Here is a 13,941-nt window from a genome sequence, read left to right as displayed (position 1 = left end):
CAAATAGAGAAGAGCGGCCCGTCCCGGAAGGGACGGGCCGCGTCATGCGATGGGTGCTGGAGGGCGGACGGTCGTCAGGCGTCGTAGCCGAAGTCGTCCTCGTAGGCGTTGTAGACGTCGCGCCACGAGCCGCAGTTGACCGGGTAGTTGCTGTGCAGACCGATCTGGCAGACCTTCGCCTGGACCTGGGCGACGTCGTAGCGCCAGAAGTTGATCTGCTTGTAGCCGCCGGCGCCGCAGTACTTGTACGACTTGACGCTGGAGGCCCAGTCGTCCTCGTCGTCGTCCCAGGACGACACGCGGAACTTGATGTACGCGCACTTGCCGCCGTGGCTGTAGGTGCGGTGGTCGTTGTCGTACAGCTTGCCGGTGACGTGGACCCGGTTCGACTCCTCGTCGTCGTAGTTCACGTCGACGTAGCCCTTGGCCTTGGCGAGGTGGTTGGACGACCAGTAGGTGCCCCACCAGCCGTCGTAGTCCCAGTCGTCGTGGTGGGACGCGGCGGCGGCGGAGGCGGCCGAGGCGGGAGCGGCGGAGGCGGCGGTCGCGAGGGCCGGCAGCCCGAGGGCGGCGACGGCGGTGGCTGCGGCGAGACCGAGGGTGATGGAGCGACGCATTTCGGTTCTCCTGTTCGAGGACGATCCCCCGATGCGAGGTGCTGTCGGGGTTGCACCTCAGTGATAGGCCCGCCCGCCTGCAACCTGCTTTCAGTGCTCTCACGATGGTTTGCAGGCCGCTTTCAAGCACCTGAACGCACACTGAACCAGCGCGTCCGGTCCTACTGCCGCCGCGCCACACGATCTATCATTTGGTCGGAAATCTTGCCATTGGGAGACAGGTGACATGCCTGATCACGCCACCGCGGACGGCCTGCGCTTCGCCGTGCTGGGACCCGTCCTGGCCTGGCGCGACGGCGTCGAACTCGACCTCGGCACACCCTTGCAACGCTCCATCCTCGCGATGCTCCTGCTGCGGGAGGGGCACGCGGTCACGCCGGACGAGATGATCGACGGCGTGTGGGGCGGGGACGCGCCGCCGCGCGCGCTCGGCGCGTTGCGCACCTACGTCTCCCGTCTGCGCACCGTCCTGGAGCCGGACCGCTCCCCGAGGACCCCGCCGCGGCTGCTGACCTCCGTCGGCCGGGGATACGCGCTGCGGCTCGGCCCCGCCCGCTTCGACCTCGCCGTCTTCGAGCGCGAGTGCGCCGCCGCCGAGTCCGACCGCCGTACGGGCAGGGCCGGGGAGTCCGCGCGGCGGCTGCGCGGGGCCCTGCGCCTGTGGGCCGGCGAGCCGCTGGCCGGCGCGGTCGGCCCGTACGCCGAGCACCAGCGCGACCGGCTGGCCGAGCGCCGGATGAGCGCGGTCGAGACGCTCATAGAGCTCGACCTGGAGCTGGGCCGGCACGCGGAGATCGTCTCCGAGCTGGTCGCGCTCGCCGGGGAACACCCGCTGCGCGAGCGGTTACGCGCCCAGCTCATGCTGGCCTACTACCGCTGCGGCAGGCAGGCCGAGGCGCTGTCGGTCTTCACCGAGACCCGGCACGCGCTCGTCGAGGAGCTCGGCATCGAGCCCGGCGCCGATCTGACCGCCCTGCACCGGCGGATCCTCGCCGCCGACCCCTCCCTCGCCCCCACACCCCCTCCCGTACGGCTCTCGCCCCAGGATGTCCACGATGACGACACCGCGGCGGAGGCCGGCCCGGCGATCGTGATGCCGAGACCGGCGCAGCTCCCCGCGGCCGTGCCCGACTTCACCGGACGTACCGGCCTGGTGCAGCGGCTGCTCACGCTGCTCCGCGCGGAAGGGGCGGGAGAGGGCGTGCCGATCGCGGCCATGTCGGGCATCGGCGGCGTGGGCAAGACGACCCTGGCCGTCCATGTGGCCCACCTCGCCGGGGACCTGTTCCCCGCCGGCCAGCTCTACGCCGACCTGCGGGGATACAGCGCCGAGCCCACCGCGCCCGAGACGGCGCTGGTCGCGTTCCTGCGCGCCCTCGGCATCCCGATGGACGTCATCCCCGACGGCCTGGCCGAGCGCTCCGCGCTGTTCCGTTCGCTGCTCGCCGACCGCAGGATGCTGGTGCTGCTGGACAACGCCCGCGACGCCGAGCAGGTCGAGCACCTGCTGCCCGGCTCGGCCGGCTGCGCCGCGATCATCACCAGCCGGGGCAAACTGGCCGACCTGCCCGCGGCCCGGCTCGTCGACCTCGACGTGATGGAGCCCGAGGAGGCGCTGTCTCTGCTGGCGGCGGTCGCGGGACCCGAGAGAGTGGCGGCGGAACGGGCCGCCGCGATGGACGTGGTCGCCGCCTGCGGCTTCCTGCCACTGGCCGTGCGGATCGTCGCGGCCAGGCTCGCCTCCCGCCCGTCCTGGACGGTGGCCTCGCTCGTCCCCCGGCTCGCCGACGAGCGCCGCCGCCTCGACGAGATGAAGATCGGCAACCTGGCGGTCTCGGCGACGTTCGCCCTCGGGTACGGCCAGCTCGACGCCCGGCAGGCGCGGGCGTTCCGGCTGCTGTCGCTGCCGGCGGGCTCGGGCATCTCGGCCTTCGCGGCGGCGGCCGTGCTCGACCTCACCCCGGCCGAGGCCGAGGACGTGATCGAGTCGCTGGTCGACGCCAGCCTGCTGGAGGCGCCCGCCTCGGGCCGCTACCGCTTCCACGACCTGCTCAAGCTGTTCGCCCGGCGGCAGGCGGAGGACGCCGAGGAGCCCGCGGCCCGCGCGCTCGCCCTGCGGCGGCTGCTGGGCTTCTACCTGGCGTCGGCGGGCGCGGCCCACCGGTTGGCGTACGAGGGCAGCGCGATCGCCGACAACCTCACGGACCTGGGCGCGCGCGGCCATTCCTTCTCCTCGGCCGACGAGGCCGTGGCCTGGTTGTCGGCGGAGGCCGAGGACATGTTCGGCGCCATCGCCCAGGTGGCCGGGGCCGAGGGCGCGTCCGGCCAGGACCTGCTCACCGCGGCGGACCTGCTGCTGGCGCTGGAGCCGCTGCTGGAGTCGGGCACCAACCAGCGAGACTTCGAGCAGCGCACCTCGGCCCTGCTGACGGCGGCCGGCAGGGCCGGCGAGCGGGGCGGCGAGCTGCGCTGCCGCTACGTGCTGGGCCGGGTGCTGTTCGGCGCGAACCGGCTGGCCGAGGCCGAAGCCCATTTCCTCGCCGCGCGGACGCTCGGCGAGGAGACCGGCGACCGCATCGTGCTGGGCGAGACGTGCAACGCGCTGGCGGTCGTCGCCGGCCGGCGGCGCCGCCACACCGAGGCGCTCGAATGGTTCGAGCGGGCGACGGCGGTCCACCGGGAGACGGGCAACCCCGCGGGCGAGGCGCTGGCGTCGTGTTACTCCGCCCGCGACCACCTGGGCCTCGGGCGGCCGCACGACGCCATCGCCGCGGCCGAGCGCGGGCTGGCGGTCTTCTCCGAGATCGGCAGCGGCGCGGGGATGGCCCGCGCCCGCTACCACCTCGGCAACGTGCTGTCCCATGTCGGGCGGCTCAACGAGGCCGTCGTCCACCACGCCGAGTGCCTGGCCTTCTTCCGCGCGAGCAACCAGCGGGTCTGGGAGCAGCGGGTCTGCTACCGGCTCGCCGCCACCTTCATCGCCGCCGGGCGGTTCGCGGAGGCGGCCCGGCACGCCGAGCAGGCGCTGACCGTGAGCCGCGAGATCACCCACCCGTACGGCGAGGCGCAGTCACTCGCCGCCCTCGGCAAGGCCCTGGCGGGCCTCGGGGAGACCGGCCGGGGCAGGCAGGCCCTGGTCAAGGCCCTCGACGTCTTCACCCGGCTCGGTTCGCCCGAGGCCGACGACATCCGTGCCCTCCTGCGCGAACAGGTCGAGACGTAGGTCGTCGTCGAGCCGGCTCATACGGACGTGGTTGATCACACCGAACACCCCATCTTCGCGTGTGGAGGCTGTGTGGAGGCTGGACGCCCGGCCGGACGCCCGTCGTCACTGGGACGCGCAGGGGGCCCGGATCCGCACCGGTGCACCCCGTGACGACTCGCCGCCTCACGTCGGCGACCGGCCGGGCTGTGTGCGCGGGCTCCGAACCCCCCCGAAGCCCGCTCAGGACCACTGTCCGCCCGGCCGTTCAAACTCCGATCAACGGAGGCTTGCAACCGTCAGGAAACCGTCCGCGACCAGGGGGCGCAGCACCGCCGGGGCGTCGCGGAGCACCGCGTCGGGGTCCTCATCGGTCAGCTCGGCGATCGCGGCGAGCAGCGGGCGCGTGGGCAGATCGCCGTCGCACACCCCCGCCAGGGCCGCCTCCACGGTCCCCACCGCGGCCGTACGGCGCGCGCCCCGGGTCTGCCGCAGGGCGATGCGGGAGGGGTCGTCGGCGCCGGGCGGGCCGACGCGCTCCTCCACGACGCCCTCGGCCACCTTCAACCGCGCGTCGAGCAGGTCCTCGTCGGACAGCTCGTGCGCGGCGCGCGCCGCACGCAGGACCTTGTCGACCAGCGCGCCGGACGGGGGCTCGACCGGCTGGGTCATCTCCTCCACCCGCACGAGCGGGCTCAGCGAGCCGGAGTCGTGCAGGGCGATCCAGCCGAAGCCGACGCCGGTCACGTCCATCGACTCGAACCAGCCGAGCCACTCGTCGTAACGCTCCCGGTAGGCCGAGGTGCCGTGCTCGGCGGAGTCCCGCAGCCACAGCTCGACGTACTCGGCCGGGTCCTGCACGTCGCGCTGCACGGCCCAGCCGTCGCAGCCGGTCTCGGCGAGCCAGCCGCCCACCCTGTCCTGCCAGTCCTCGCCCTTGACGTGCAGCCAGTTGGCGAGGAAACGGGCCCGGCCGCCCTGGGCGAGGTGCCGGGGCGTGCGCCGTACGAGGTCGCGGCAGAACTCGTCGCCGCGCCGCCCGGCCTCCCGGTAGGTGTACCTGGCCTCGGGCGCGATGACGAACGGCGGGTTGGACACCACGAGGTCGAAGCGCTCGCCGTCCACCGGGTCGTACATCGAGCCCTCGCGCGCCTCGACGCCGGTCATGCCGGACAGGCCCCAGCTGAGGCGGGCCAGCCGCAGGGCCCTGCGGTTCACGTCGGTCGCGACGACATGCTCCGCCCTGGGCGCCAGGTGCAGCGCCTGCACGCCGCAGCCGGTGCCGAGGTCGAGGGCCCGGCCGACCGGAGCGGTCCAGCCGAGCTGGGCGAGGTTGGCCGAGGCGCCGCCCGCTCCGACCACGTGGTCGGCCCGCAGGGAGGGGTCGCCGGGCCGCACCTTGCGGTCGGACACCACGTACGCCGGGTCGCCCGTCCCTGTGTCCCACGGCTGGAGGTGCACGGTGGCCTGCACGGTGTCGCCCAGGCGCACTAGCAGCCCGGCCTCGATGAGCCCCTGCAGCGGGAGGTCGGCGGCGGCCGTGCTGACCGGGGCGCCCAGCCACCACAGCCGGATCAGCGTGGCGAGGGGGTCGGCGTCCCTGGTGGCGCGCAGCGCGGGCACGATCTCTTCACGGGCGAGGGCGGAGGCGGCCATGTCGCCCAGCCGCTCACGCACGCCGTCGATCGTGTAGCCGGCCTCCACGAATCTGTCGCGAAGCCGCCGGACCAGGTCAGAAGGGGCGTCCACGTCTCGAATCTATCGCGGGGCCAGACACCGCTAGGGCATCTTGAGGCTGTTCCAGGCGGCTTCGCCCAGCTCGCGGATCTCCTCCTCGGTGGGCTGGTGGGCGCCGCTGAACCACAGGCGGCACATCTCCTGCGCCGGGCCGAGCCACAGCACGTAGCACATGGTGGCGGGGACGGGGCGGAGCACGTCGTCCTTCATGTGCGGCCGCCACCAGTCGGCGACCTGCCGGAAGAACTCGCGCCTCGACTCGGCGACCTCGGGCCCGCCGGGCTCGTTGCGCCGGGGCGGGCGCTCGCTGATCAGCAGGCGGGCGCGTTCGGGGTGCTCACCGCACCAGGCCATGTGCATCGCGACGATGGCCTCGATGCCGGCGCGGGCGTCCTCGTGGCGGACGAGCTCGCGCACGAAGGCGTCCTGGTACATGTCCAGGATCTCGGCGTAGAGCACGCCGAAGACGTGTTCCTTGCTCGTGAAGTGGTGATAGAAGCTGCCGACGCTGACGCCGCTCTCCTGCCGGAGGCTGGCCAGGGTGGTCGCCGACACCCCGCTCTGGCTGAACCTGCGCAGGGCGCCCTCGATGATCCTGGCCCTGCCGTCTCGCCCGCTCTTCGCGTTCTTCACATAGTCAATGGTGAACCAACAGAACCTTGTTCTGCAAATGCGAGGCGGGCTTTGATCTCGACGGATGTGCCCTGTCTATTGATTGTGGCAGAGGGCCGGGCTCTGCGCACCATGGACAGAGCCCGCCGCTCCCGGGCCCGCTGAGTCCGTCAACGAGACTTAGATGCGGGAGGACGTTGTGGCTACGATGCGCGACATGCGGCGTTATCGGGTGGACAACTGCTCCATCGAGCGAACCCTCGCCGTGCTCGGCGAGAAGTGGACGTTCCTGGTCCTGCGGGAGGCGTTCAACGGCGTCCGGCGGTTCGCCGACCTTCAGACGCGCACCGGCGCGCCCCGGCAGGTGCTGAGCGCCCGGCTGTCCCGGCTCGTGGACGAGGGCCTGCTGCGCAAGGTGCCCTACCAGGAGCCCGGCCAGCGCCAGCGCGACGAGTACCGGCTCACCCAGAAGGGCCTCGACCTCTACCCGATCATGATCGCGCTCATGCACTGGGGCGACCGCTATCTGGCCGAACCCGAGGGACCGCCGGTCGTGGTGACCCACCGCGACTGCGGCGCGCCCGTCACGCTGCACCTGATGTGCGAGGAGGGCCACGAGGCCGGCGGCCCACTCGAGGTCACCCCCTGCCCCGGCCCCGGTGCCCGGGGGTGAGAGCACTCACCCCCCTGCCTAGGCTGGTCACGTGTACCGGTTCCTCCTCTCACGCCGCTGGGTCGGGCTGCACCTGCTCGTGCTCGTGCTGATTCCCACCTTCTTCTTCCTGGGAAGGTGGCAGTGGGGGCGGTTCGAGGAGCGGTCGGCCGACAGCACGAGGATCACCGCCAACCTCGCCGCCGCGCCCGTGCCTGTCGACCGGCTGGACCGGGTCGGCGCGTCCGTGCCGTACGGGGACAGGTATCGCCTCGTCACCGCCACCGGCCGATACGACACCGCCCACCAGCTCGTGGTGCGCAGGCGCACCCTCAACAGCCGCGTCGGCTTCTACGTGGTCACTCCGCTCGTCACGCCCCAGGGCGCCGTGCTGGTGAACCGGGGCTGGGTCCCGGCCGGGGCGACCGCCGACGCCTCGCCGCAGGTGCCCGCCCCGCCCACGGGACAGGTGACGGTCACCGGACGGCTCCGCCCGGCGGAGACGCGGGACAACACCGGCATCAGGACCAGGTCCGGGCTGCCGTCCGGCCAGATCCTTCTGATCGACACGCCCCGGATCGCCGAGGGCCTGCCGTACGCGGTCTTCGGCGGGTTCGTGGAGCTCACCGCACAGCAGCCGCAGGGCGGCGCCTCGCCCGAGCTCCTGCCCCCGCCCGACGTGGGCGCCGGAGGCGGGCTCAACCTGGCGTACGCCGTGCAGTGGTGGCTGTTCATCGGGATCGCGGTGGGCGGCTGGGTGCTGCTGCTGCGCAGGGAGGCCCGCGACCTCCGGGCGGAGCGGGCGTCACAGGCGGTGACCGCAGGCGCCGCAATGTGAGCGAACGGATACCAACCGGAGACCTCGCAGCTTGTACCGGGTTATCCCTTGGCCCTACCGTTTACTACCGTGACTACGCCGCTGCATCCCGACCCAGAGCCGAGGCGGCGGGACTACGTGATCATCTCGGTCGATGATCATCTGATCGAGCCGGCCGACCTCTTCGAGGACCGCCTGCCGGAGAAGTACAAGGACCTCGCCCCCAAGGTCGTGGAGACCGACTCGGGCCATCAGGTGTGGCGATACAGCGGCGCCACCTATCCCTGCGCGGGGCTGGACGTGGGCGCGGGCCTGCCCAAGGAGCAGTGGACGCTCGACCCCGTGCGCTTCGAGGACATGCGGCCGGGCTGCTACGACATCGAGGCCCGGATCGGCGACATGGACCGCGCCGGGATCTGGGCGGCCCTGTGCTTCCCCGGCATGCTGGCGAACCAGGCGGGGGTGGCGTTCGGCCGCACCCGCGACCAGGATCTCGGGCTCGCGCTCGTGCAGGCCTGGAACGACTGGCACGTCGACGTGTGGGCCGGCACCTACCCCGAGCGCATGATCGCGCTCCAGCTCCCCTGGCTCCCCGACCCCGAGATCGCGGCGAAGGAGGTAAGGGCCAACGCCTCACGCGGTTTCAAGGCCGTCGTGTTCCCCGAGTTCCCCACCCGGCTGCGGCTGCCGTCCATCCACAGCCGCCACTGGGACCCGTTCTTCGCCGCCTGCGAGGAGACCGGGACGGTCGTGTGCCTGCACACCGGCGCGTCCTCCTGGGCGCCGGTGCCCTCCCCCGACACCCCGGTCGAGGCGATCACCACGCTGATCCCGGCGAGCGCGATGTTCGCCTGCGCCGACTGGCTGTGGTCGGGGGTGGCGCTGCGCTTCCCCAAGCTGCGCATCCTCATCGTGGAGGGCGGCGTCGGGTGGCTGCCGATGCTGGCCGAGCGGGCCGACTACGCGCTCGACCACCCCGTGGCCGGCGAGCCGAGCTGGGAGGGCGGCCTCAAGCCCAGCGAGGTGCTCCGGCGCAACTTCTTCTTCGGCACGCTCGACGACAGCGCGCTGAGCTCGGTGCGGCTCGCGGTGGGCATGGAGCACGTGCTGCTTGAGGCCGGCTACCCGCGCGCGGAGTCCACCTGGCCCGACACCCAGCGCGCCGTGGCCCGCAACCTCGGCAGCCTGCCCCCCGCCGACATCGCCAGGGTCTCCTACGGCAACGCCGCCCGCCTGTTCGGCCACCCGCTGCCCTCGCGGGCCTGGCTGCGGCAGGAGCAGCTCTAGCTAGACCCGCTCTTTCTCAACCCTTGGGCGGGGGCAGCCGGGGGACGCTGTCGATCAGTCGTCGCGTGTAGGCGTGGCGAGGAGCGCCGAGCACCTGGGCGGTGTCCCCCCGCTCGACGATCCGGCCCCGCTCCAGCACGGCCACCTCCTGGCAGAGGGCGGCCACCACGGCCAGATCGTGCGACACCATCACGACCGTCAGCGCACGGGTCTCCCGAAGCTCCCGCAGCAGGTCGACGACGCGTACGCGGGTGGAGACGTCGAGCGCGCTGACCGGCTCGTCCGCGAGCAGCACGCGGGGCTCGCACACGATCGCCCGCGCGATGGCGATGCGCTGCCGTTGCCCGCCCGAGAACTCCTGCGGGTAGCGGCTGGCGGCGTCCTCGGGAAGTCCGACCGCGTCCAGGGCCGCCGCGACGCGAGCGGTCATGTTCTCCCTGAGGCCCAGCGAACGGAGCGGCTCCGACACGATCCTGCCCACCCGCTGCCGGGGGTCGAGCGACGAGTACGGGTCCTGGAACACCGTCTGCACGCCGCGCCGGAACTCCCGCATGAGGGACCGGTCACGCGGCGCTAGCTCCTTTCCCTGGTAGAGGACCTGTCCGCTCGTCGGCCTGGCCAGCCCGAGCAGCAGGCGCAGCAGCGTGGTCTTGCCCGCACCCGACTCTCCCACCAGCGCGAGGCTGCGTCCGGGCGTGACGGCGACCGAGACATCCGTGAGCACGGGGGCCGAGCGGCCGTAGGCGAAGTGCGCGCCCCGCACCTCCAGGATGGGCCGGGTCATGGCGTCCTCCAGTCGACGGCGCCGTCGATGGCGCCGTCGAGAGCACCGTCGAGCCGCCGCGCGCTGCCCACCAGGTCCCTCGTGTACGGGTGGCGCGGCGCGTTGACGACCTCGCCGGCGCTCCCGGACTCCACCGCCGCGCCGTCCTTGAGGACGATGACGCGCTCGGCGATGCGCGAGACGACCGCCAGGTCGTGGCTGATGAACAGCAGTGCCATCCCCCGTTCCTCCACCAGGCCGTCGAGCAGCGCCAGGACGTCGGCCTGCACGGTGACGTCCAGGGCGGTCGTGGGCTCGTCCGCGATGAGCAGAGCGGGGTCGCAGGCGATGGCCATGGCGATCGCCACCCGCTGACGCTGGCCGCCGGAGATCTCGTGGGGGTAGGCCCGGGCGATCCGCTCGGGATCGGCCAGCCGCACCTCCTCAAGCGCGGCCGTCACCGCCGCGCGCAGGGCCCGTCCGCGCAGCCCCCTCCTACGCCGGAGCGGCTCGGCCACCTGGCGGCCCACCCGCATGAGCGGGTCGAGGGCGGTGAGCGGCTCCTGGAAGACCGTGCTCGTCGCCCGGCCGCGCAGCGAGGTGAGCCGCCGCTCCCCCGCCCCCACGACCTCGATGCGGTCGAGGCTGGGCACGTCGAACACGACACTGCCCGAGACGGTCATCCCGGGAGGCGTGAGACCCATGATCGCCAGAGCGGTCATGGACTTGCCCGACCCCGACTCACCGATCAGGCCCAGCCTCTCGCCCGCGTCGAGCGTGAACGACACGTCCGAGACGAGGTCGCGGCCCTCGGGGCTGCGCACGTGAAGTCCCGCCACGGTGAGAAGGGTCACCTCGTCCTCCTCCTGGTCGGGTCGGCCACGTCGCGCACGCCGTCGGCGATGAGGTTGACGCCGACGACGAGGACGACGAGCAGGACGCCGGGGGCGATCACCCCAGCCGGGGCGATGAACACGCTCGCCTGGGCCTCCTGGAGCATCCGCCCCCAGGAGGCGTTCGGGGGCGGTGCGCCCAGGCCGAGATAGGACAGGCTCGCCTCCGCCAGGACGGCGAGGCCGAACTGCAGCGCGAGGTTGACCGACAGCGTCGGCCAGATGTTCGGCAGCACGTGTTCGACGACGACCCGGGGCCAGGACGTCCCCGACGTGCGCGAGGCCGTGATGAAGTCCTGCGCCAGGACGCGCTTGACCAGCACCCGGGTCAGCCGGGCCACGATCGCCGACATCGCCAGCCCGATCGCGATGACCGCCGAGCCGAGCGACGCCTCCCGCGCGGCGGTCACCAGCATGGCCAGGAGCACGGTCGGGAACGCGATGAGGATGTCGAGGAGGGCCGAGATCGTGTCGTCGAGCCAGCGGGTGGCGAAGCCGGCGGCGAGGCCGCCCGTGAGGCCCACGAGCCCGCCGATCAGCACCGACCCCGCTCCCGCCTCCAGGGCGACCCTCGCGCCGATCATGAGCTGGGTGAGCAGGTCCCTGCCGAGCTTGTCGGTCCCGAGCAGGTGGGGCAGGCCTGGTGGCATCAGCCGGTCGCCCGAGGTGTCGTCCGGCGGAAACGGCAGCCAGAAGAACGACACGACGGCCACGGCGAGGACGAGACCGGCGAGGACGCAGCCGGCGACCAGCGTCGCCGACCGGGGGACGCGGCGGCCCGCGGTCATGCGCCGTCCCCGGAGAGGTTCCCGCCGAGGGAGCGGCGCAGCCGCGGATCGATGAGCCGCTGGACGAGGTCGGCCGCGAAACCGATGAGCAGCACCGTGAACGTGCTCACCACCAGGATCCCCTGGATGACCGGGTAGTCGTGCTGGGCGAAGCCCTTCACGAGCATGCCGCCGAGCCCCGGCAGCGCGAACACGCTCTCCACCACGACCGCGCCGAGGAAGGTGGTGGCGAGCTCGATGCCCAGGATCGAGACGACCGGGACCACCGCGTTGCGCAGGCCGTGCCGCCACATCGCCCCGATGAACGACGAGCCGAGCGCCCGCGCCGTACGCAGGTAGTCGCTGCCCAGCACGTCGAGGGTGGCCGACCGCACATAGCGGATCAGCGAGGCCGACATGACCAGGGCGACCGTGACGACGGGCAGCGTCAGCGAGGTGAGCGCGTCACCCGGGTCCGCCCAGTCGTCCTGCGGGAACCCTCCGGCCGGCAGCACGCCGAGGTGGAGCGAGAACACCGTGATCAGCAGCATGCCGACCCAGAAGACGGGCACCGCGATGCCGAGTTGCGACAGCGCGCTGAGCACCGAGCCATACCAGGTGCCCGCCCGGTAGGCCGCCAGGAAACCGACCGGTACGGCGATCACGACGGCCAGGAGGAACGCGAGCAGGGTCAGCGGAACCGTCACGACGAGGCGGGCGGCGATCTCGGGGCCCACGGGAAGCGTGCTGACGAACGAGGAGCCGAGGTCCAGCCTCGACATCTCGCCGAGCCACGAGACGAACTGCTCGGGCAGCGGCCGGTCCGTCCCGATCAGGTGCCGGGCGGCGGCGACCTGATCCGGGCTGGCCCCGACCGACAGCAGCGCGTTGGCGGGGTCGCCGGGAATCAGGCGCAGCAGCAGGAACAGCACCACGGCGGCCAGGAACAGCGAGACGACGAGGAACGCCGTCCGGCGCAGCAGGTAGGCGGTCATGAGGACGTCACCGGCGAGGGCGTCAGCCCCGGCCGCCGCTCTTCTTGATGCCGTACGCGTAGAACTGGGAGTTCAGGCCGTTCACGGGGTAGCCCGACAGCGACGAGGACGCCACGACGATCTGCGGGTAGAGGTAGAGCCAGTCGCTGGCCGCGTCGGCCGCGATCTGCTGGTTGACCTTCTTGAGCAGCTCCGTCTGCCCGTCGGCCGTGTCGGACTGCTCGGCCTGCTCGACCCACTTGGCGACCTGCGGGTTGTCGTAGCCCCAGTAGAAGTCGGGGTTGCCGTACCAGACCACGTCGCGGTCGTTGACGTGCTCCTGCAGCGTCGCCGCGAAGTCGTGGTTCTTGTACACCTTGGTGTACCACTCGTCGGCCGTGATGACGTTGATGTTCACGGTGATCCCGACCTTCGCCAGCTCCGACTTCAGGAACGTCGCGACGGTGGGGTGCGGGTCGTAGTTCGGGGTGTCGAGCGTGAAGGATAAGCCGCTCCCGTAGCCCGCCTCGGCGAGCTCCTTCTTGGCCAGGTTCGGGTCGTACGGATTGACCGAGGTGAGGTCCTCGTACCAGGGGTCGGTGGGCGGCACCATCGAGCCGATCAGCGTGCCGTATTCGCCCCAGATCGAGCTGAGCAGCTTCTTGTTGTCGATCGCCGAGGTGATCGCCTTGCGGACGAGCACCTTGTCGAACGGCGCCTTGCGGTCGTTGAAGGCCAGCAGCAGCTTGGTCGTCGACTGGCCGTTGTTGACCTTGTAGTCCCCGTTGTCCGTGAAGTTCGCCAGCGCGTCGGGGCTCTGCTCGCTGGTCACGACGTCGACCGCCTTGGTCAGCAGCGCGTTGTTCAGCGCGGTCGCGTCGGTGAAGTAGTGGAACACGACCTGCTTGTTGGCCGCCGGAGTGCCCCAGTAGCCCGGGAAGCGCTCAAGGGTGAGCGCGGAGCCGCGCTTCCACGTCCCCAGCGTGTAGGGACCGGTGCCGTCCTCCGTGGTCGTCAGGTTCTTGGCCTGGGAGTTGACGATCCACACGTAGCTGAGGTTGTAGACGAGCGAGATCGACTTGCCGGAGAGCTTCACCGTGACCGTGGAGTCGTCCGGCGTCTCGATGCTCTTGATCACTTCGAGGCTGCTCTTGCGGGCCGACTGGGAGTCGGGAGCGATGACCTTCTCGATGCTGTACTTGACGTCGGCCGAGGTGAGCGGCTTGCCCGAGTGGAACTTCACGCCGCTCCTCAGCGTGAAGGTGTAGGTGAGGCCGTCCTTGCTCACCATGTGGTCCTCGGCCAGCAGGCTCTCGACCTTGCCGTCGTCGGTGAGCCGGAACAGTCCCTCGTAGACGTTGCCGTTGAACGCCTCCGTCACACCCTGTCCGCCCCCGGCCGTGTTGTCGAGGTTCTGCGGCTCGTAGAGCGACCCGACCTCGACCGTCGCGTCCGGGTCGTACGCCGCCGTCGCCCCGGCGCCGTTCGAGCCGGAGGACCCTGCCGAGCCGGAGGAGCCCGATCCGCACCCGGCGAGGGCGAGCGCGAGCACGAGTGCGGCGCCGATCAGCGACGTCGTCTTGCTGTTCACTGTTTCTCCTGATGGGCGGCCATGCGGCC

12 protein-coding genes are annotated in these 13,941 nt (G+C 71.8%); 4 read left to right on the top strand and 8 right to left on the bottom strand.

What is annotated here, in order from left to right; translation table 11 throughout:
* Window positions 1-74: 74 nt before the first annotated feature.
* The gene (locus FLX07_RS36610) at window positions 75-617 is read right to left on the bottom strand and encodes a hypothetical protein (RefSeq protein WP_167748369.1); all 543 of its coding nucleotides are present in this window, start codon (window positions 615-617) and stop codon (window positions 75-77) included.
* Between the two features lie 226 nt (window positions 618-843).
* Here FLX07_RS36610 and FLX07_RS23820 point away from each other — a divergent pair, with 226 nt between their 5' ends.
* Complete coding sequence (locus FLX07_RS23820; RefSeq protein ID WP_142573509.1) at window positions 844-3,840, top strand: AfsR/SARP family transcriptional regulator; 2,997 nt, start codon at window positions 844-846, stop codon at window positions 3,838-3,840.
* Between the two features lie 258 nt (window positions 3,841-4,098).
* Here the strand turns inward: FLX07_RS23820 and FLX07_RS23815 are convergent, their stop codons facing one another.
* Window positions 4,099-5,577 carry a DUF7059 domain-containing protein gene (locus tag FLX07_RS23815; RefSeq protein WP_373292446.1) on the bottom strand — a complete coding sequence of 493 codons (1,479 nt, stop codon included), beginning with the start codon at window positions 5,575-5,577 and terminating at the stop codon, window positions 4,099-4,101.
* 21 nt (window positions 5,578-5,598) lie between these two features.
* Complete coding sequence (locus FLX07_RS23810; RefSeq protein ID WP_142573507.1) at window positions 5,599-6,189, bottom strand: TetR/AcrR family transcriptional regulator; 591 nt, start codon at window positions 6,187-6,189, stop codon at window positions 5,599-5,601.
* Between the two features lie 196 nt (window positions 6,190-6,385).
* On the opposite strand from FLX07_RS23810, the gene FLX07_RS23805 reads away from it, so the two are divergent.
* The 3 genes from FLX07_RS23805 to FLX07_RS23795 all read left to right on the top strand — a co-directional run bounded on the left by FLX07_RS23805 (window position 6,386) and on the right by FLX07_RS23795 (window position 8,924).
* Complete coding sequence (locus FLX07_RS23805; RefSeq protein WP_208762354.1) at window positions 6,386-6,841, top strand: winged helix-turn-helix transcriptional regulator; 456 nt, start codon at window positions 6,386-6,388, stop codon at window positions 6,839-6,841.
* Between the two features lie 31 nt (window positions 6,842-6,872).
* Entirely contained in the window at window positions 6,873-7,658 is a 786-nt protein-coding gene (locus FLX07_RS23800; protein ID WP_142573506.1) for an SURF1 family cytochrome oxidase biogenesis protein, read from the top strand.
* 69 nt (window positions 7,659-7,727) lie between these two features.
* A complete protein-coding gene (locus FLX07_RS23795; RefSeq protein WP_142573504.1) occupies window positions 7,728-8,924 on the top strand; it encodes an amidohydrolase family protein in 1,197 nt (398 codons plus the stop codon).
* Window positions 8,925-8,940: 16 nt separating this feature from the next.
* Here FLX07_RS23795 and FLX07_RS23790 read toward each other — a convergent pair whose 3' ends face one another.
* From FLX07_RS23790 to FLX07_RS23770, 5 genes are read right to left on the bottom strand one after another with little or no spacing between them, the layout of a single operon-like run.
* Entirely contained in the window at window positions 8,941-9,708 is a 768-nt protein-coding gene (locus tag FLX07_RS23790; RefSeq protein ID WP_142573502.1) for an ABC transporter ATP-binding protein, read from the bottom strand.
* Entirely contained in the window at window positions 9,705-10,541 is an 837-nt protein-coding gene (locus tag FLX07_RS23785; RefSeq protein ID WP_142573501.1) for an ABC transporter ATP-binding protein, read from the bottom strand. Before FLX07_RS23785 ends, FLX07_RS23790 begins: the two co-directional genes overlap by 4 nt.
* Complete coding sequence (locus FLX07_RS23780; RefSeq protein WP_142573499.1) at window positions 10,538-11,368, bottom strand: ABC transporter permease; 831 nt, start codon at window positions 11,366-11,368, stop codon at window positions 10,538-10,540. Before FLX07_RS23780 ends, FLX07_RS23785 begins: the two co-directional genes overlap by 4 nt.
* The gene (locus tag FLX07_RS23775) at window positions 11,365-12,342 is read right to left on the bottom strand and encodes an ABC transporter permease (protein ID WP_142573497.1); all 978 of its coding nucleotides are present in this window, start codon (window positions 12,340-12,342) and stop codon (window positions 11,365-11,367) included. Before FLX07_RS23775 ends, FLX07_RS23780 begins: the two co-directional genes overlap by 4 nt.
* Before the next feature lie 22 nt (window positions 12,343-12,364).
* A complete protein-coding gene (locus FLX07_RS23770) occupies window positions 12,365-13,912 on the bottom strand; it encodes an ABC transporter substrate-binding protein (protein ID WP_142573495.1) in 1,548 nt (515 codons plus the stop codon).
* Between the last annotated feature and the right edge of the window lie 29 nt (window positions 13,913-13,941).

The sequence above is a fragment of the Microbispora bryophytorum genome (assembly GCF_006874465.1).
In the GTDB taxonomy this organism is placed as follows: domain Bacteria; phylum Actinomycetota; class Actinomycetes; order Streptosporangiales; family Streptosporangiaceae; genus Microbispora; species Microbispora bryophytorum.
Note: the sequence above shows the minus strand (reverse complement) of the source record. Positions and strands in the feature narration are given on the sequence as shown.